Genomic DNA, 17,709 nt, shown 5'->3' with positions numbered 1-17,709 from the left:
CACCACCCGCCGCCTTCCGTCAACCATGGCATGTGACTGGCACGGTTTTTGTATTGCCCTTATCGCGATTTGGATCATCATTCCGGATCTGGAAACGGATTAGACACCACATTGAAACAAGGAGACGTGGCGCGATGAAGCTTGTCACAGCCATCATCAAGCCCTTCAAGCTCGACGACGTTCGCGAATCCCTGACTCCGCTGGGGATCCAGGGGCTGACCGTCTCGGAAGTGAAGGGATTCGGTCGCCAGAAGGGACAGACCGAAATCTATCGCGGCGCGGAGTATCACGTCAGCTTCCTGCCCAAGGTGAAGATCGAGGTCGCGGTGTCCGACGACATCGTGGACCAGGTCGTGGACGTGATCCTGCAATCCGCCCACACCGGCAAGATCGGCGACGGCAAGATCTTCGTCTCCAGCCTGGACAGTGTCATCCGCATCCGCACGCGGGAAACGGGAGAAGACGCGCTGTGAGCATTCCGGGCGCCTGTCGCGCGATTCCCCGCCTGCCCACCGCCGCGGCCCTGTCGGCGGCCTGCCTGGCCGGCCTGTCCACCCCCGCCCTCGCCGCCGACGCCGCCCCGGCGATCGACACGGGCGACACGGCCTGGATGCTGGTCAGCACGGCGCTGGTGCTGATGATGACGATTCCGGGCCTGGCGCTGTTCTATGCCGGCATGGTCCGCCGCAAGAACGTGCTGGCGACGCTGATGCAGTCCTTCGCGATCTGCTGCCTGGTCACCATCGTCTGGATGGTGGCCGGCTACAGCCTGACCTTCGGCACCGGCACGCCCTATATCGGCGACCTGTCGCGCTTCATGCTGAACGGCATCGGCGCGCATATCGCCAAGGGCGCCGATATCGGCTTCACCCTGGGGGCGGGCACCCCCAACGCCACGACGATGACGATCCCCGAGAGCATCTACATGATGTTCCAGATGACGTTCGCCATCATCACCCCGGCGCTGATCACCGGCGCGTTCGCCGAACGCATGAAGTTCAGCGCGCTGTGCGTCTTCACCGTGCTGTGGTCGCTGCTGGTCTACGCGCCGGTCGCCCACTGGGTCTGGAGCCCGCTGGGCTGGGTCGCCGGCCTGGGCGCCATCGATTTCGCGGGCGGCACCGTCGTCCACATCAATGCCGGTGTCGCCGGACTGGTCACGGCGCTGGTGCTGGGCAAGCGCGTCGGCTACGGCCAGGACGACCTGTCGCCCTTCAACCTCACCTATGCCGTCATCGGCGCGTCGCTGCTGTGGGTGGGCTGGTTCGGCTTCAATGCCGGCTCGGCCCTGGGGGCGAACGGGCGCGCCGGCATGGCCATGGCCACGACCCAGATCGCGGCCGCCGCCGCCGGCGTGGGCTGGATGCTGGCCGAATGGGCCCGCACCGGCAAGCCGACGGTGCTGGGCATCATCTCGGGTGCCGTGGGCGGCCTGGTCGCCATCACGCCCGCGGCGGGCTACGTCCTGCCGGGCAGTGCGCTGATCATCGGACTGGTGGCCGGCGTCGTCTGCTTCTGGACCGCCACCTCGCTGAAACACATGCTGGGCTATGACGACAGCCTGGACGCGTTCGGCGTGCATGGCATCGGCGGCATCGTGGGCGCGCTGCTGACCGGCGTGTTCGCCTACGGCCCGCTTTCGGCCACCGATGCCAATCCCGGCGGCGTCAGCGGCTCGCTGGCGCAGTTCGGCGCCCAGGCCGAGGCAGTTGGCGTCACCATCGTCTGGTGCGCCGTCGTCTCGTTCGTGCTGCTGAAGATCGTCGATGCCACGATCGGCCTGCGCATCAGCCGCGACGATGAACAGGAAGGACTGGACATGACCCAGCACGGCGAACGGATCAACATCTGACCCGTTGAATCCGCCCTCTCAGGCCGAACCGACTTCGCGGTTCGGCCTTTTTCTTTCCGTATTCAAGTCATGATGTTATGGAATAGTATCCAGACTGGATGCCTCCGGCCGCATGGAGCGGCAGTGGAGTGCTCCGCACACGGAAAGGATCGCCTTCGCCATGGCTCTCGCACTTCGCGGCCGGCTTGCCGTCGCCCTGCTTCTCGCCACGCCGGCAATCCCCTTCGTCGCCCCGCATGCGCACGCCGAAAGCGCGGCGCAGGCCTGCTACAAGAAATTCAATGCCGAGCGGAAAACCGGCACGATCAAGGGCCAGACCTACAAGGATTTCAAGGCCACCCAGTGCGGAACGTCCGACGCGGCCGCCGCCACCCCTGCCGCCACCGCCCCGGCCGAGCAGGCAACCCCATCGGTGACCACGCCCCCGCCCACCGCCCCGGTCACGCCATCCAGGAACCCGGCCAGCATCGCGGCGACCGCCGCTGCCGGCAGCGCGGTGCTGCCCACCGCGATTTCGCCCAAATATGCCAGCGAAAAGCCGGGCAAGGCCCGCATGCATACCTGCCTGGACCAGTACAACGCCAACAAGGCGACCAACGCCAATGGCGGCCTGGTCTGGATCAAGAAGGGCGGCGGGTATTACAGCGTCTGCAACGCGCATCTGAAAAGCTGAACCGGCGAACCGGTCGGGACGGCGCGACAGCCCGGCCGGTTGCTAATAGGTGGAAAGGCTCTGGCGCCGTGCCGGCCGCATGAACATCCGGCCGGCGGCGTACGATATCCAGACCGTATGGCGGGCGAACCAGTCCGCGCCCAGCAGCATGTCCACCCGATCGCGCAGCGGGGCGACCGTCAGCACGGGGGCGTGCTCCATCTCGTTTCCCACCCGCAGGCTGGCGAAACGATGCCAGTGATACAATACCGGCCTGCCATCGACGCCACGGGTCTCGCCCCCCGGATCCCGCGCCAGGGTCTCTGGCGGCACGCCGGCCTGCTCGGCCGCGACCGACGACAGGATCCGCGAGCGCGCGCCGCTATCGACCAGCGCCTCCAGCAACTGCCCGTCCAGTTGCACCGCCAGCGCCACCCGGTGGCCGTCCCGCGACAACGCCACCGTGTCATAGGCCCCGTGCCACGCCGGCGCCGCCCGGCATGCGCCATCGGGCCGCATGCGCCAGAAGGACAGCCAGCCGCCCGCGACATCGAATTCCAGATCGAAGCGTGACAGCACGTCTCCGCCCAGCAGCCCCGCGACCGGCGGCGAGATCATCGGTTGCCCCGGCAGGTCGCCCACCGGGGTCGACAGGGCACCAAGATCCAGCCCGGGCCCATCCGGGCTGTCCAGACGCAGATCGGCGATCAGCGCGTTCGGGACCAGATCTCCGGCCCCGCCGGTGCCGTACAGCACGGTCCGCCGTCCGGAATCGACCGCCAGCCCCAGCGTTTCCGCCACCTGGCCGCTGATCAGCCCGCCCTCGGCCCCGGTATCGACCACCAGACTATAGGTGCCCCGCGCTTTCTGACCGGCGATCGACGCCGATACCGACAGATAGCCGCCATCATCACGCAACGGGACCCGCGCGATTCGCGTAACGGCACAGGCAACCGGCGCCGGTTCATCGGCCAGCCCCCGGGCGGGCAGCAGGCCCAGCAGCATCGCCGCAAACGGGGCCCACCCGCCCTTTCCCGTCCGGAGCATGCGCTCAGTCGCCGGCGGCAAAACGGTCGGTGGCGTTGAGCAATGCGGTCTGGATGCCCGGTTCGGAGACAGCATGACCGGCATCGTCCACCAGATGGAAATCCGCCTCGGGCCAGGCGCGATGCAGGTCCCAGGCCGTCCGCATGGGAGTGGCGATATCGTAACGCCCCTGTACGATGACCGCCGGGATATGCCGGATCCGCCCGACATCGCGGATCAACTGGCCTTCATCCAGCCACCCGCCATGGACGAAATAATGGTTTTCGATCCGCGCGAAGGCGAGCGCGTACTCCGCTTCGGCATGCTGGACCGACAAAGCCGGCGCCGGGCGCAGGGTCAGGGTCTCGCCCTCCCAGAGGCTCCAGGCCACGGCGGCCTCGGCCCGCGCCGCCGGATCTGGGCCGGTCAGGCGGCGGCGATAGGCCGCCATCAGGTCTCCCCGCTCGGCGGCCGGGATCGGGGCGAGGAACCGCTCCCATTTATCGGGAAACAGCCAGGATGCGCCTTCCTGATAATACCACAGCAATTCGGCCCGCCGCAGGGTAAAGATCCCGCGCAGGATCAGCCCCGTCACCCGGTCGGGATGCGTCTCGGCATAGGCCAGGGCCAGGGTCGAGCCCCAGGAGCCACCGAAGACCACCCAGCGCTCCGCGCCGGTCAGTACGCGCAGGCGTTCGATATCCTCCACCAGATGCCAGGTCGTATTGTTGTCCAGCCCCGCATGCGGTCTCGACCGGCCGCAGCCGCGCTGGTCGAACAGCAGGATGCGATAGCGCGCCGGGTCGAACAGGCGCCGATGCGCGGGCGTGCAACCGCCACCGGGACCGCCATGCAGGAACACCACGGGGATGCCGTTCGGATTGCCGCATAATTCCCAATAGACCTGATGACCGTCGCCGGTCTCCAGGATGCCGCTGCGATAGGGCTCGATCGGTGGATAGGGCACACGGCCGGCGCAGGTGGTCATGACTCGGTCTTTCCTGTTGTTCCTGTTCCGCCTTCGTCGGGCGACGCGCCGGGGGCACGCGGATGCGCCCCCGCCCACACCTGCATCAGCCGGGCCTCGTCCGCCAGCGTATAGCGCTGGGTCGTCGACAGGCTGGCATGGCCCAGCAGGTCCTGGATCACGCGCAGGTCCGCCCCTCCTTCCATCAGATGGGTGGCGAAGGAATGGCGCAACGCGTGCGGCGTCGCGTGATCGGGCAGACCCGCCATGTCGCGCCACACCCGCATGGCCCGTTGCGCCACCGCCGGCTGCAACCGCCCACCGCGCACCCCAGGAAACAATGGCGCGCCGGCCAGCGGCGCGGGGTGGCGCCCCCGCCATTCGGCCAGCACGCGCGCCACCTCCGGCACCATCGGCACCAGCCGCTCCCGCCCCCCCTTGCCACGGATCAGCAGCGTGCCCCCCGCCGACAGCGCGTGGTCAAGATCGCGGATATCCAGGCCCAATGCCTCGGAAATGCGCAGGCCGCAGCCATAGAGCAACAGGAACAGCGCCCGGTCGCGCCGTTCGACCATCGGGTTGGTGGCAACCGCACCCAGCCCGTCGGGCACCTCCAGCGCCTGCTCCGTCGTCAGCGGACGCGGCAGCGATGCGCGGACCTTGGGGGCGGCCAGCAGGCCTGGCGCCGGATTGGTCACGCCATGATGCCGCGCCAGATAGCGATAGAACGCGCGCATGGCCGACACCCGCCGGGCCCGGGTCCGTGCCGCGCGATCCGCCCCGCCCGGACGATGCCCCTGCCGCGCGCGCTGCGCCCCGGCATGTTCCGACGCCAGCCAGGCGCGCAGGTCGGTCAGGGACAGCCGGTCCAGCATCGCCAGGTCCACTTCGGCGCCCATATGACTGCCGACAAAGGCCAGGAACCGGTCCAGATCGCCCCGATAGGCCGCGATCGTCAGCGGCGCGGCCCGCCTTTCGTCGCGCATCCAGTCCAGGAAGGCATCGCGCAACGCGGCGCCGGTCATGCGGGCAGCCACCGGGCAGGCGGCAATGGCAGGACAAGACAGCGGACCGCCGGAGCGATAAAAAACCTCATGGCACATGCGAGTCTAGACAAACGCCCCTCGGCGCGGAAGCCGGAAAGCACCGGCCGGCCGCGCGCCGCCGTGCTGCTGCCGTTGCCCTTTCCCGGCCCGTTCGACTATGCCGTGCCGCCCACGCTGGCCGATCTGCAACCCGGCGACATCGTCAGCGTGCCGCTGGGCCGCCGGACCGAAACCGGGGTCGTGTGGGACCAAGCCCCGACCCTGCCGCCCGAATTCATGCCACCGCCGATGAAGCCGGTGAGCGATGGACGGCTGAAGCCGGTGATCGCGCGGCTGGACCAGCCCCCCCTGCCCGCCGCGCTGCGCCGCTTCGTCGACTGGGTCGCGGCCTATACGCTCTCGCCGCCGGGCCTGGTCCTGGCGATGGCGCTGCGGACGGCGACCACCGCCCCCACCGCGCCCGCGACCTGCTGGGCCATTGCCACCCCACCGACCGACCTGCGCGACACCCCCGCCCGCCGCCGGGTGCTGGACATCGCCTCCAGCGACGGCCCCCTGCCCGCCGCCGAACTGGCGCGCCGCGCCGGCGTGCGAACGGGCGTCGTGCGCGGACTGGCCGATGCCGGCGCCCTGCGCGCCGTCGTGCTGCGGCCGCCCCCCCCCTTTGCCGCCCCCGACCCCACTTATTGCCCGCCGACCCTGGGGGACGGCCAGGGCGAGGCGGCGCGGAGCCTGCGTACCCTGGCGGGGGCCGGCGGTTTTTCCGTCACGTTGCTGGAAGGCGTCACCGGGTCGGGCAAGACCGAGATCTATCTGGAAGCCATCGCCGCCTGCCTGGAACGCGGCCGGCAGGTGCTGGTGCTGTTGCCGGAAATCGCCCTGTCGGCACAATGGACCGGCCGTTTCGCCCGTCGCTTCGGCACCGAACCGGCGCTATGGCATTCCGACCTGGGCCCCCGCCTGCGCCGCGTCACCTGGCATGCGGTGGCCGAGGGCAGCGCGCGCGTGGTGGTCGGCGCGCGTTCCGCCCTGTTCCTGCCCTTTGCGGAGCTGGGCCTGATCATCGTCGACGAAGAGCATGAGAGCGCCTTCAAGCAGGAAGACGGCGTGACCTACCATGCGCGCGACATGGCGGTGGTGCGGGCGCGCCTGGACCATGCCCCGATCATCCTGGTCTCCGCCACCCCCAGCCTGGAAACCTTGGCCAATGTCGGGGCCGGCCGCTACCGCCACCTGGCGCTGACCGCGCGGCACGGGGGCGCCGCGATGCCCGACGTCCGCACCATCGACATGCGCGCCCACCCGCCCGAGCGCGGGCTGTTCCTGTCGCCGGTGCTGACCGAGGCGATACAGGCGACCATGGCGCGCGGCGAACAGGCGATGCTGTTCCTCAACCGCCGCGGCTATGCGCCGCTGACGTTGTGCCGCACCTGCGGCCACCGCCTGCAATGCCCCAACTGCACCGCCTGGCTGGTGGAACACCGCGCGCGCCGGGTCATCACCTGCCACCATTGCGGCTATCAGGAACCCACGCCCCCCACCTGCCCCTCCTGCCATGCCGAAGCCAGCCTGACCCCGATCGGCCCCGGCGTGGAACGCATTACCGAGGAAGCCCGCGCCACCTTCCCCGACGCCCGGCTGCTGGTGATGGCCAGCGACACGCTGCCCGGCCCCGCCGCCACCGCCGACGCGGTGGCGCGCATCGCCCGGCGCGAGGTCGATCTTGTGATCGGCACCCAGATCGTGGCCAAGGGCTGGCATTTTCCGCACCTGACGCTGGTTGGCGTGGTCGATGCCGATCTCGGGCTGGGCGGCGGCGACCTGCGGGCGGCGGAACGCACCGTGCAATTGCTGCACCAGGTCGCCGGCCGCGCCGGCCGCGCCGAGGCACCGGGCACGGTCCTGCTGCAAAGCTACTGTGCCGAGCACCCGGTGATGCAGGCCCTGGTTTCGGGCGATTTCGCCAGTTTCATGCATCAGGAGGCCGAACAGCGCCGCCCCGGCTTCTGGCCCCCCTTCGGTCGGCTGGCGGCGCTGATCGTCAGCGCCGACACGCCCGAGGCCGCCGACGCCACCGCCCGCGCCCTGGGGGCCACCGCTCCGCGCGGCGACGGCATGCAGGTCCTGGGCCCCGCGCCCGCGCCCCTGGCCATCCTGCGCGGCCGCCATCGCAGGCGGCTGCTGCTGCGCGCGCGGCGCGAGATCGCGCTGCAACCGATCGTGCGGCAATGGCTGGAGCGCGTGACGCCGGAACGCGGCGCGCGGATCGATGTCGATATCGATCCGGTTTCGTTTCTGTAGGTATCGGGCTCCGTTTTTATCGCCGGAAGCCTTTTTTGCGAATGCGCGCCGCCTCAATATGTGAAGCTGATCTGCCCCATGAAGGTCCGGCCCGCCGTCGGTGTCGCGCGATTGGAGAACAGGCTCTGATAATTCAGCCTGTTGGCCAGATTGTAGCCGTTCATCGCGATCTTCCAGTGCTCGTTGAGGCGATGCGACAGGACGGCGTCGAAATCGAGGTTGGCCGGTGCGCGCATCGTGTTGGCCGCGTCCAGCCACACATGCTGGCGCCAGGTCAAACCGCCGCCGAAGGCGATATTATACGGCTTCGCCGGAAAGGCTTCATACACGGACCACAGCGTTGCTTGATTATGCGGCACATATTGCACCTGCCTGCCGCGATTGGCCGCGGTGCCTGATGCGGTCGTGTCGCTGTCATACAGGGCGTAGGTCGCGCTGATATTCCACCCTCGCATGATCATGCCGCCCACGGAGAGTTCCAGCCCCTGGTTGCGCTGCTGGTCCGAACTGCCCAGGATCTCGCCCGTCACCGGGTCGGCATTCAGCGCATTGCCCTTTTCCAGCCGGAACAGGGACGCCGTGAAGCCGATCCGGTCATGGAAGGCACTGTATTTCGCTCCGACTTCGTACAGATTGGCCTTTTCCGGGCTGGCGTAGGAATTGGTGCCCGGGCGGATCGGCACCGAGCCGTTGGTGACATACATGCCCATCGGCGTCGTCGAGTTAGCCCAGGTGAAATAATAGGTCTGGTGGGCGTCCGGCGTCAGCACCAGGCTGACATTGGGGTTGAAGACGCTGCTGACATCATGGAAGTGGATATCGGGATTTTTCGCGATATTGCCGCCGGTCAGATTGTAGCTGGTCTGCCAGCGATCCCAGCGGAAACCGCCCTTGACCGAAAGCCATTTCGTGAACCAGATCTGGTCGAAGAAGAACAGCCCGGTATCGAATCCATACCCGTTGCTGTGTGGCTTGGCCCCCAGGCTGCCCAGCGTGACCAGGCCACCCGGGTTGGCCTCGCCCGGCACGAGGTCGAGATTGCCGACATACGGATCGGGATTGACCAGATTGGCGTAGGGTTTCGCCTTCAGATAGGTCGATTGCGCGCGCACGTCGTTCACGCGCTCGATATCGAACCCGGCCACGACCTGATGTTTCAGGAAGCCGGTATCGAAGTCGGCGACCATGGAGCCGACATTCTGCACCGACCAGCTTCTCTGCTGATAGGGCAGCGGCGCCATGTAGGTGCCCGGCCCCACCCCCTTGCCGGCACCGACCGGGCCGGACCGGGCGACCAGGGCCGCATCGGGATTGCCCAGAAAATACGTATTGACGCAGGTCGCATCGCATGTCGCCTTCGATGCCGCGAAGGTACGATAATATTCGCCACCGCGCAGATCATCGTAAAAGGTGATGTGCCTGTTCAGTCTGAAGGAAAAGCGCGCGGTTTCCATATTGTCGTTGGTTGCGTTCTGGTCATTGTTCGTGCCGTAGAAATTGGTGCGGCGAATCCCGTATTCGGTGATCGGTTCTCCATAGGGGGCGCCAGGCTTTTTGACGACGGGGACACCGAAATCGGGGATCGAATTTTCCTGCTGGTGCATGTACTGCAAGATCAGCGTCGTACGCCGGCCAAGCCCGAAGGCGATCGACGGCGCGATTCCCCAGCGATGCGAATAAAGAAAGTCTCGGCCGACGATGGCGTTCTCGTTCCCCATGCCGGCGATACGGATGGCCGTGGTGCTGTCGAGCCGCTTGTTGAAATCGAGCGTACCACGATAATAGGACCCCGATCCGCCGCTGAAATCGGCGGCATAGCGGTCGGTCAGGCCGGGCGTCTTGCTCTTCATATTGATCGCGCCGCCCGTCGTGCCGTTTCCAAATACTTCGGACGACGGCCCCTTGATGACCGAAATCGTCTCCAGGTTGAAGGCGTCCCGGCTATAAACCCCGAAATCACGCAGCCCGTCTTCATAGATGTCGTTCTGCGCCTGGAATCCCCGGATCAGGAACTGGTCGCCGTTCATGCCGCCGGCGCCTTCACCGATCGAGGACGTGACGCCGGGGACGTTGCGCAGGGCCTCGTCGAGCGATTTGACATTCTGCTGTTTCATCAATGCCTGCGGGACGACGTTGATCTGCTGCGGGGTGTGCAGCACATCCTGCGGCATCCGCGACAGGCCGCTCGGTTCATGAAGCGTGTTGAAGCCATGGCCGACGACCGTCACCGTCTCCGCAGCGCCACCTCCGTCGGCGAGCGTGTCGCCGGCCACCGTCGGTTTCGCACCGTCCGCGCGCGGGGCGTCCTTCTGGCGTTTCCGATCGTCGGTGCGCTCGTGTTTTCGGTGAGAATCAGTCGTCATATCGACTGTCGCAGCCTGGGCGGCCGAGGCGGCAAGGACTAGCCCGGTCATCACCGGCAGGGGTTGAAGGCAACGGCTGATAAAACGGCTCATGGCATCCTGTTTCATTTCGACATATGGGACACCTTGCATATATCGATATTGATACTCATTCGCAAATAAAATATGGCATGGCGATCCGTCGTGGCGCGACGTCGCCCCGCTGTGGACGCTGCTCCCCGCCCAATCGGTGAGGTCCACGGAAGACAGACTCATCATAAAAACCATTTCATTCGGCGCGATCGATCCATGACCTTATGAGGTAAAGGATATTATCCGGCACGCGTCGCCCCGAACCCGCGCAAGGGAGAACTGACCATTGAATCGTCGCGACCTGCTCGCCGCCGCCGCTGGTGCCAGCCTCCTGCCCGTCCTGCCCGCCCCGGGGCGCGCCGGCACGGTCTCGGGCGACACGGCCCCGGCCGGATCGCTGGACATCGTCGCCGAATTCTATGGCCCCGGCCCGTCCGGGATCGCCGTCACGCCGGATCATCGCATCTTCATCGGCTTTCCCCGCCACGCCGAAAACCACAGCAAGGCGACGCTGGCCGAACTGAAGGGTGATGTGCTGGTTCCCTATCCCGACAAGGCGCTCAGCCTGCCGTCATCCGCCTCGCCGGACCACCGGCTGGTCTCGATCCACGGCATGACCACGGACAGCAGGGGGCGGCTCTGGGCCATCGATGACGGCAAGATCGTCGGGCAGCCCATCGCGCCCGGAGCGGCGAAAGTGATCGGCATCGACCCCGCGACCGACCGGCTGATCGCCAGCATCGTGCTGGTCCCGCCCACCATGCGGCCCGACAGCCACATGAACGATCTGCGCGTCGACCTGACCCACGGGGCGCTCGGCACGGCCTATGTCGCGGATTCCTCCTTCGGCACCGCGCCCGCGCTGGTCGTGGTCGATATCGCCACGGGCCGCCAGCGCCGCGTCCTGGCCGATCATCCTTCGGTCCAGGCCGAGAAAGGGTTCCTGACCGTGCTTGAGGGCCGCCCGCTGCGCTACGACCCCAGGCACCCGACCTTCCCGATCGGCGGCGTGGACAGCATCACCCTCAGCCCGGACAGCACGATTCTGTATTATTCGCCGCTGACCAGCCGCCGCCTCTACAGCATCCCCACGGCGCTGCTGTCGGATTTCGACGCGACCGACGCACAGCTCGCCGCCGGGGTCAGGGATCACGGCGAAAAAGTCATGACCGACGGACTGGCCACCGACGCGCGAGGCCGGATCTATCTGACCGCGGGCGAGCATGATGCGATCATGCGCTGGCGACCGGAAGACGGCACGATCGACGTCGTGGTCCGCGACCCCCGCATCGTCTGGCCGGACGGTATTTTCGCCACCCTTACCCATGTCTACTGCACGCTGGGCCAGTGGAACCGCCTGGCGGGCTTCAATGGCGGCAAGGATCTGCGCCAGCCGCCCTATCTGCTGGTGCGCGCGCCGATCGCGCCGCCCATCCGCGAAGACCAGTCGTAAGGGCACCTGCGGTCGGAGCGTCGGCTCGCCGCCGCGCGCATCGCCGAAAAGCCTCTCAGGCGTCCTCGCCGACATGCTGCACATCCGCGTCGGCGGTGCCCATGACCCAGTAGCCCGATGCCATGATCCACTGCGCGGCGATCCCGCGATTGTCCAGCAGGTAGCGGCGCACCGCCTTCGCCACGGCAGCCTCGGCCCCGACCCAGACGAAGGTGCGGTCGGGAATATCGATCGCGGCCAGCACGTCCAGAATGCCGCGCGCCTGATCGGCCTCTTCCATCGGGCGATGGACCCAGTGCGCTTCGTGCCGGGCGGTCGTCGCGAAAACCTGCTCGTCATCCGCGCCCGCGACCGCCACCACGCTCGTCACCCGGTCCCGGGCCGAAAGCTCCTCGACCCGCCGGCCGATGGCGGGCAGCGCCGTTTCGTCCCCGATCAACAGCCAGCGATCGACCGGGCCCGTCACGACCCGCGAGCCGCGCGGGCCGGCGATCTCCAGCCGGTCCCCGACCCGGGCAGCGCGCGCCCAGGCGACGGCAGGGCCGCCATCATGACTCACGAAATCCAGGACCAGGGTCCCGCCATCCGGGTCATGACGGCGCGGCGTGTAGTCCCGCCGCGTCACTTCGCCATCCAGACCGGGAACGAAGACCTTGATATGATCGTCGGGCGAGGCGCTGACGAACCCGGCCAGTTCGGCGCCGGTCAGCGTCACCCGGATCATGTGCGGGGTCAGCCGCTCCACGGCCGCGACATCGAGGGTGCGCCGTCGCAATTCATGACGAACCCGCTGGATCGCAGGACCAGCCCCGCGACCGAGCAGAGAGTCGAGCATACTCATCTCTTGAATCCTCTATCCGAAAAAGTAACCGGTGGCGCGGCCGCCGCCTTCAGGCCTGCGCGATCTCGCGGGCGGCGGCGTCCAGCAGGTCGGTGATCTTCTGTTCCGTCACCGGGTCGAGCCCACCATTGCGCAGGCGAAGACGCAGGGCCGTCCTCAGATTCTCCATGGCGCGCATCAGCGGCACGGGAATGTTGCGGCGCCCGCCGCCCTCCGCGCCCGCTGTCGCCGAGCGGGCGAGAATTTCGTCCAGCGCCGCGCGGTTCGATGCCAGGAACGCTTCGCCCTCAGGCATGATGTGATAGCTCTTGCGCCCATCGGCGTCGGCCAGGCGGACATAGCCCGCTTCATCCAGCCAGGTGAGCGTCGGGTAGATCACGCCGGGGCTGGGCGTGTAGCTGCCGCCGAACCGCTCCTCGATCATACGGATCAGTTCGTAGCCATAGGTCGGCTTCCCGGCGATCAGGCTCAGGACCAGCAGGCGCATCTCGCCATAATCCAGCAGCCGGTTCCGGCCGCCCCGCCCGCCACCATGCCGGCCATGTCCCATGAACCCGGGCGGTCCCTCGGCGGAAAAAAATCGGCGGTCACGGCCGCCTTCATGTCTGTATCTGTGTCTCATGGCTCCGATATACATCCCGATATATCGGATATCAAGATATATCGGGATGTATTTTTTATTCGGTCCCATCCACTGGAATCGGTGATTTCAGCGGTATCGTGCCAGCCAGTGGGCGTAGGGCGGCGGCAGCACCGCGGCGGCATCCTCGCGGCCCAGCGCCTTCGCGGCCGCATAGGGCCAGTGCGGATCGGCCAGCAACGGACGCCCGACCATGACGAGATCCACTTCACCCTGGCGCACGATCGCGTCGGCAAGCTGCGGCGCGCTGGCGGCGTTCCAGCTTGTCGCCGTAGGCAGCCCCGTCTCGCGCCGTACCTGGCCGGCGATCGCACCCAGGAAGCCGGGCCCCCACGGTATCCGTGCCGTCGGCGTATTGAAGCCCATCGATACGTCCACGAAACCCAGCCCGTCCTGTTTCATGATCCGGAGCATGGCGAGGGCCTCGGCCAGCATTGCCGCGTCATCGCCGGCAAATTCGACGACGCCCAGCCGGATCGACAACGGCAGGTTCTCCGGCCAGACCGCCCGTACCGCACGTAGGGTCTCGATCAGGAAACGCGCGCGGTTTTCGGCGGAACCGCCATAGACGTCCGTCCGTTGATTGGCGAAGGGAGAAAAGAAGCTCTGCGCCAGATAGCCATGCGCGAAATGCAGCATCAGCCATTTGAACCCGGCCGCGCGCGCGCGAATCGCCGCGGAGACGAAATCCTGCCGCACCCGCTCGATATCCGCGAGCGACATCTCGCGCGGCGGGCGGGACAGGTTTCCGCCGAAGGCCACCGCCGACGGCGCGATCGGCTGCCAGGCGCGCGGGTCGGAGTCCGGCAGGTGATCGTCGCCTTCCCAGGGCCGGTTGGCGCTGGCCTTGCGCCCGGCATGGGCGATCTGGATACCCGGAACCGACCCGGCTGCTTCGATCGCACGCGCGATGGGCGCCAGGGCCTCGGCCTGGTCGTCACGCCAGATGCCGACATCGCCGGGCGTGATCCGGCCCTCGGGCGAAACCGCCGAGGCCTCGACCACCACCAGCCCCGCGCCGCCCCGCGCCAGCGTACCCAGATGCCCATGATGCCACGCGTTCACCACGCCGTCTTCGGCCATATACTGGCACATGGGCGATACCGCGATCCGGTTGCGCAACGTCACGTCGCCCAGCGTGTAGGGCGTAAAGAGGTGAGCCATGCCGTATTCCTTCTCTCGCCGCCCTCCCGATGGGGAAAGCGTTAGTTCCATGTCTATCGAACAAATGGGATTATGGGGTAGAGTAGGCGCCATGGCGAGAGACGAAAGCGGCATTTCTCATCCCGATGAAGCGACATTATCCCTGGAGGCGATCTTTCATGCGCTGTCCGATCCCTACCGCCTGCGGATCGTCCGGTCCCTCGCCGCCAGCGCCTGCCCCCTGAATTGCGGCGACCTGAGCTTCGACCGGCCGAAATCGAGCATGTCGCATCATTTCCGCATCCTGCGCGCCGCCGGGGTGCTGCACACCACCACCCAGGGCGTGGAACATCGGAACAGCCTGCGCCGCGACGCGCTGGACCGGCGCTTCCCCGGCCTGATGGCCGCGATCCTGGGCGAAACGGGGCGCCCTGCCACCCCAGCCATAATGGACCCTGCATGCCATGCAGGCGGTGCGGATTCCTGATCCGAACGCGGGGCTTCGGATCCTGACTTAAAACCGAGGGCATGTTCGGGGCAGGGTCACACATATGGCCCTATCGCGCCCTGAACGGCCTCGCGGTCAGATGCGCCGGGCGCGAAGCCTGTCCGCCCATCGCACAACGAGATCTTTCAAAGCACGATCCCTGTCGGCCGGACTCTCATCGTCTTTCAGGCGTTCGATCACCTCGAAGCAAAGGCCGTCGGCCCCGTGAAGATGCCACGCCTGCTGGAGCGACGGAGTGGGATGGCTTCGATGACGAAGCGTGAACCAGATCCGATTCTGGATCGTGCGAAGGTCCGGCGCGCCGCCTACCCATGTTTCCCCCGAAGCCATGCACCGGACAGCATAGACGCCGCTCTCGATTCTGCGCTCCTTGTAGGCGACGATCGCCACCTTTCTCTCGTCTCGTTGCATGCGCGCCTTCTCCACCATCAGAGGCGAGCATAGGTACGCAGCATCTTACGCACAATATCACCCGGGCATATTGACACGATAAATTTAACCCGGGTATATTTTTGCCATGTCAGATTATCTCTCAAAGCCCTGCACTGCGTTTACAGGCACCCGAAAGCTTGCCGGCGGCGCGCTGATCGACGTCGCCCTTGCGGTCAAGGAAGTGGACCCCGCGATGGTCGGTGACGCTGTCCTCGTATTCGACGACGCCACGGGCGGCGTCGTGGACCTCGACCTTCGCGGCAGCACCGCCGACATTGTCGCGCGACTGACGATACAGGGCAAAGCCGTGGCCCATGCCGGCAAAGCCCGGCGCCAGCCGACCGGCGACGTGTCGCATACCGGCCGCGGCCGTCCGAAGCTCGGGGTCGTCGCGCGCGAGGTCACGCTGCTGCCACGCCATTGGGAATGGCTTGCCGCCCAGCCCGGCGGTGCGTCGCAAATGCTGCGCCGGCTTGTCGATCAGGCCCGCCGTTCGGATGGCGGGCAAACCGGGATACGGGACGCCAGGGAAAGAACCTATCGTTTCCTGTCGGCTCTGGCCGGCAACCTGCCCGGCTTCGAGGAGGCGACGCGCGCGCTGTTCTCCGGTGACGATTCCGCCTTCGCCGGTCATATGCGCGACTGGCCGGCCGACGTGAAAGCCCATGCCCTGATGCTGGCACGCCCGCTCCCCGCGCAGAAGACCGGGTCGTGACGGACACCCGGCGCAAGCGGCGTCTGGCATCCTTCATTCGGAGCGTCTGGAATGACGGCGACGTCGCCGCCGTCGACGCCTATCTCGCGGATACATACACGATCCGTCACGACCCAGGCGATCCGTGGGAGGGCAAGGCGCTGGATCGCAGCGCCTTCAGGCAACGCATTCAAACGCTACGGGCAGCGTTTCCCGATCAGGCCTTCGAGATCCAGGCCCTGCTCGCCGATGGTGACGGCGTTGCCATGACGTGGCTGTGGAAGGCGACCCATCTCGGCGCGGTGGCGGATTTCCCGCCGACGGGCAGGACGATCCGGATGTCGGGCGCGACCGTCTATACGTTCGATCGCGAGGAACGGCTGACCGGACATTGGCAGATTGCCGATCGGCTCGGGGTCTATCAGCAACTCCAGCGCAATCGGGTCATCCCGGACTGACGGAGGGGAGAGCAGGCAAAACGGATGCATAGTCCGGCAGGCGCAGCGAAGCATGCACCGCCTGCTTGCTGGCGTCGAACATGCCGGTCGGTCCGTTTCGCGCGATTTCAGCAAGCACGCGGTCGCGCGCCTGGATATCTTTCTGCGTCCGGGGCAGGAAGAACGCACCATTGTCGCCGGTCGCCAGCGCCTGGTTGGCCTCGACAAACGGCCGCGCGACACGCTCATAGGCGGCGAAGGCGTCTTGCGGATCGTCATGCGTGGCCAGTTCGCCCGCCAGGATGTAGGCGCCGACGAGGGCCAGGCTGGTCCCCTGCCCCGAGCGGAACGAGGGGGCGAATGCCGCGTCGCCCACCAGCGCGACGCGGCCTTTCGACCAGCACGGCATGCGGATCTGGCAGACGGAATCGAAATACAGGTCGTCGGCCGCCGCCATCGCATCGAGCAGGCGCGGAACCTCCCAGCCCATGCCGGCGAATGCGGCCCGCGTGCGCCTGATCTGCTCCGCCACGTCGCGGCTGATGGCGGCCGGCGCGTCGTCCGTCGCGAAAGCGAGGAAGCCGAAAACCCGCGGGCTGTCCTGCACTGCCCAGATCCCGGAGATGCGTCCCGCCTCGGCATGGACGATCCCGCCATGCGACAGGCCCCGGTCGTTTGGCATGGAAAAGAGCGAAAAGCAGAAACCGAGCGAATGGGTGAAGGTGTCCTCGGGACCGACGACCAGCCGGCGCGTCCGCGAATGGAGCCCGTCCGCGCCGATGACGACATCGTACCGCGCCCGCCGGCCGCTGGCGAAGCCGACATCGATACCCTGGCCGTCATCATGCAGGCTGTCGATCGAGTCGTTGAAACGATAGGCGATAGTGCCGTTTCGCGTCGCGTCGTGAAGCAGACTTGCCAGAGTGCCGCGTGGAAGTTCGACATCGCGCGCGCTATCGCTACCGATCGCCTCGTAGATCGGGACGCTGCCGATGACCCGGCCCTGCCCGTCCACGAAATTCATCGCGCGGGAGGCTATATGCGCCGCGCGGATCTGCGGCAGCAGGCCCATGCGCTCGACCACGTCGATTGCCGTGCCGCGCACATCGATCGGGTAGCCGCCGGTGCGGATCGTCGGTGCCCGCTCGACCACCGTCACAGCGAACCCGTGACGGTCGAGCCAATAGGCAAGCGCCGGTCCCGCGATGCTGGCGCCAGAGACGAGGACGGACCGGCGACGGGGAGGAACCTCTGTTTTGCTCATGACGTGTATCCCTATATA

At 67.0% G+C, this 17,709-nt stretch carries 17 protein-coding genes; 8 read left to right on the top strand and 9 right to left on the bottom strand.

Going from position 1 to position 17,709, the window contains the following annotated elements; translation table 11 throughout:
- The first annotated feature begins 134 nt into the window (after positions 1-134).
- The 3 genes from glnK (at position 135) to HLH48_RS08945 (ending at position 2,525) form a co-directional block, all read left to right on the top strand.
- Positions 135-473 carry a P-II family nitrogen regulator gene (glnK, locus tag HLH48_RS08955; RefSeq protein WP_012226274.1) on the top strand — a complete coding sequence of 113 codons (339 nt, stop codon included), beginning with the start codon at positions 135-137 and terminating at the stop codon, positions 471-473.
- Positions 470-1,852: an ammonium transporter gene (locus HLH48_RS08950; RefSeq protein ID WP_373320260.1), complete on the top strand. Its 1,383-nt coding sequence runs from the start codon at positions 470-472 to the stop codon at positions 1,850-1,852. The genes glnK and HLH48_RS08950 overlap by 4 nt, the downstream gene beginning before the upstream one ends.
- 160 nt (positions 1,853-2,012) lie before the next feature.
- A complete protein-coding gene (locus HLH48_RS08945) occupies positions 2,013-2,525 on the top strand; it encodes a hypothetical protein (protein ID WP_182997152.1) in 513 nt (170 codons plus the stop codon).
- A 42-nt stretch (positions 2,526-2,567) separates the two neighbouring features.
- Here the strand turns inward: HLH48_RS08945 and HLH48_RS08940 are convergent, their stop codons facing one another.
- From HLH48_RS08940 to HLH48_RS08930, 3 genes are read right to left on the bottom strand one after another with little or no spacing between them, the layout of a single operon-like run.
- Positions 2,568-3,551, bottom strand: a complete 984-nt coding sequence (locus HLH48_RS08940; RefSeq protein WP_246387175.1) for a pepsin/retropepsin-like aspartic protease family protein — start codon at positions 3,549-3,551, stop codon at positions 2,568-2,570.
- Positions 3,552-3,555: 4 nt separating this feature from the next.
- The gene (gene pip, locus HLH48_RS08935; RefSeq protein WP_182997151.1) at positions 3,556-4,518 is read right to left on the bottom strand and encodes a prolyl aminopeptidase; all 963 of its coding nucleotides are present in this window, start codon (positions 4,516-4,518) and stop codon (positions 3,556-3,558) included.
- Entirely contained in the window at positions 4,515-5,522 is a 1,008-nt protein-coding gene (locus HLH48_RS08930; protein ID WP_182997150.1) for a tyrosine recombinase XerC, read from the bottom strand. The genes pip and HLH48_RS08930 overlap by 4 nt, the downstream gene beginning before the upstream one ends.
- Positions 5,523-5,591: 69 nt before the next feature.
- Here HLH48_RS08930 and HLH48_RS08925 point away from each other — a divergent pair, with 69 nt between their 5' ends.
- The gene (locus tag HLH48_RS08925; RefSeq protein ID WP_182997149.1) at positions 5,592-7,844 is read left to right on the top strand and encodes a primosomal protein N'; all 2,253 of its coding nucleotides are present in this window, start codon (positions 5,592-5,594) and stop codon (positions 7,842-7,844) included.
- A 53-nt stretch (positions 7,845-7,897) separates the two neighbouring features.
- On the opposite strand, the gene HLH48_RS08920 is transcribed toward HLH48_RS08925, so the two are convergent.
- Complete coding sequence (locus HLH48_RS08920) at positions 7,898-10,207, bottom strand: TonB-dependent receptor (protein ID WP_182997148.1); 2,310 nt, start codon at positions 10,205-10,207, stop codon at positions 7,898-7,900.
- Positions 10,208-10,565: 358 nt separating this feature from the next.
- Here HLH48_RS08920 and HLH48_RS08915 point away from each other — a divergent pair, with 358 nt between their 5' ends.
- Positions 10,566-11,732, top strand: coding sequence for an L-dopachrome tautomerase-related protein (locus tag HLH48_RS08915; RefSeq protein ID WP_182997147.1), 1,167 nt, complete (start codon positions 10,566-10,568; stop codon positions 11,730-11,732).
- Between the two features lie 55 nt (positions 11,733-11,787).
- Here HLH48_RS08915 and HLH48_RS08910 read toward each other — a convergent pair whose 3' ends face one another.
- The 3 genes from HLH48_RS08910 to HLH48_RS08900 all read right to left on the bottom strand — a co-directional run bounded on the left by HLH48_RS08910 (position 11,788) and on the right by HLH48_RS08900 (position 14,377).
- Positions 11,788-12,573, bottom strand: coding sequence for a siderophore-interacting protein (locus HLH48_RS08910; RefSeq protein WP_182997146.1), 786 nt, complete (start codon positions 12,571-12,573; stop codon positions 11,788-11,790).
- 49 nt (positions 12,574-12,622) lie between these two features.
- A complete protein-coding gene (locus HLH48_RS08905; protein WP_246387173.1) occupies positions 12,623-13,123 on the bottom strand; it encodes a PadR family transcriptional regulator in 501 nt (166 codons plus the stop codon).
- Between the two features lie 159 nt (positions 13,124-13,282).
- Positions 13,283-14,377 (bottom strand): NADH:flavin oxidoreductase/NADH oxidase, encoded by a 1,095-nt coding sequence (locus tag HLH48_RS08900; protein WP_182997144.1) that lies wholly within the window; start codon positions 14,375-14,377, stop codon positions 13,283-13,285.
- Positions 14,378-14,468: 91 nt separating this feature from the next.
- Between HLH48_RS08900 and HLH48_RS08895 the strand changes: the two genes are divergently transcribed.
- Positions 14,469-14,843, top strand: coding sequence for an ArsR/SmtB family transcription factor (locus HLH48_RS08895; RefSeq protein ID WP_182997143.1), 375 nt, complete (start codon positions 14,469-14,471; stop codon positions 14,841-14,843).
- Positions 14,844-14,939: 96 nt separating this feature from the next.
- Here the strand turns inward: HLH48_RS08895 and HLH48_RS08890 are convergent, their stop codons facing one another.
- The gene (locus tag HLH48_RS08890; protein ID WP_220795050.1) at positions 14,940-15,254 is read right to left on the bottom strand and encodes a GIY-YIG nuclease family protein; all 315 of its coding nucleotides are present in this window, start codon (positions 15,252-15,254) and stop codon (positions 14,940-14,942) included.
- A gap of 127 nt (positions 15,255-15,381) precedes the next feature.
- Between HLH48_RS08890 and HLH48_RS08885 the strand changes: the two genes are divergently transcribed.
- Positions 15,382-16,011 carry a DUF2239 family protein gene (locus tag HLH48_RS08885; RefSeq protein WP_182997141.1) on the top strand — a complete coding sequence of 210 codons (630 nt, stop codon included), beginning with the start codon at positions 15,382-15,384 and terminating at the stop codon, positions 16,009-16,011.
- Complete coding sequence (locus HLH48_RS08880; protein ID WP_182997140.1) at positions 16,008-16,448, top strand: ester cyclase; 441 nt, start codon at positions 16,008-16,010, stop codon at positions 16,446-16,448. The genes HLH48_RS08885 and HLH48_RS08880 overlap by 4 nt, the downstream gene beginning before the upstream one ends.
- Here HLH48_RS08880 and HLH48_RS08875 read toward each other — a convergent pair.
- The gene (locus tag HLH48_RS08875; protein WP_246387172.1) at positions 16,435-17,691 is read right to left on the bottom strand and encodes an FAD-dependent monooxygenase; all 1,257 of its coding nucleotides are present in this window, start codon (positions 17,689-17,691) and stop codon (positions 16,435-16,437) included. The genes HLH48_RS08880 and HLH48_RS08875 overlap by 14 nt on opposite strands.
- Between the last annotated feature and the right edge of the window lie 18 nt (positions 17,692-17,709).

This window comes from Gluconacetobacter sacchari, assembly GCF_014174255.1.
GTDB lineage: Bacteria > Pseudomonadota > Alphaproteobacteria > Acetobacterales > Acetobacteraceae > Gluconacetobacter > Gluconacetobacter sacchari.
This window is presented reverse-complemented; position numbering and strand designations above follow the sequence as displayed.

Coding starts and splice junctions, on each gene's coding strand:
- HLH48_RS08925 (WP_182997149.1), top strand. CDS start 5,592: ATGGCACATGCGAGTCTAGACAAACGCCCCTCGGCGCGGAAGCCGGAA.
- HLH48_RS08900 (WP_182997144.1), bottom strand. CDS start 14,377: ATGGCTCACCTCTTTACGCCCTACACGCTGGGCGACGTGACGTTGCGC.
- HLH48_RS08940 (WP_246387175.1), bottom strand. CDS start 3,551: ATGCTCCGGACGGGAAAGGGCGGGTGGGCCCCGTTTGCGGCGATGCTG.
- HLH48_RS08910 (WP_182997146.1), bottom strand. CDS start 12,573: ATGAGTATGCTCGACTCTCTGCTCGGTCGCGGGGCTGGTCCTGCGATC.
- HLH48_RS08920 (WP_182997148.1), bottom strand. CDS start 10,207: ATGACGACTGATTCTCACCGAAAACACGAGCGCACCGACGATCGGAAA.
- HLH48_RS08895 (WP_182997143.1), top strand. CDS start 14,469: ATGGCGAGAGACGAAAGCGGCATTTCTCATCCCGATGAAGCGACATTA.
- HLH48_RS08945 (WP_182997152.1), top strand. CDS start 2,013: ATGGCTCTCGCACTTCGCGGCCGGCTTGCCGTCGCCCTGCTTCTCGCC.
- pip (WP_182997151.1), bottom strand. CDS start 4,518: ATGACCACCTGCGCCGGCCGTGTGCCCTATCCACCGATCGAGCCCTAT.
- HLH48_RS08905 (WP_246387173.1), bottom strand. CDS start 13,123: ATGGGACATGGCCGGCATGGTGGCGGGCGGGGCGGCCGGAACCGGCTG.
- glnK (WP_012226274.1), top strand. CDS start 135: ATGAAGCTTGTCACAGCCATCATCAAGCCCTTCAAGCTCGACGACGTT.
- HLH48_RS08930 (WP_182997150.1), bottom strand. CDS start 5,522: ATGACCGGCGCCGCGTTGCGCGATGCCTTCCTGGACTGGATGCGCGAC.
- HLH48_RS08875 (WP_246387172.1), bottom strand. CDS start 17,691: ATGAGCAAAACAGAGGTTCCTCCCCGTCGCCGGTCCGTCCTCGTCTCT.
- HLH48_RS08885 (WP_182997141.1), top strand. CDS start 15,382: ATGTCAGATTATCTCTCAAAGCCCTGCACTGCGTTTACAGGCACCCGA.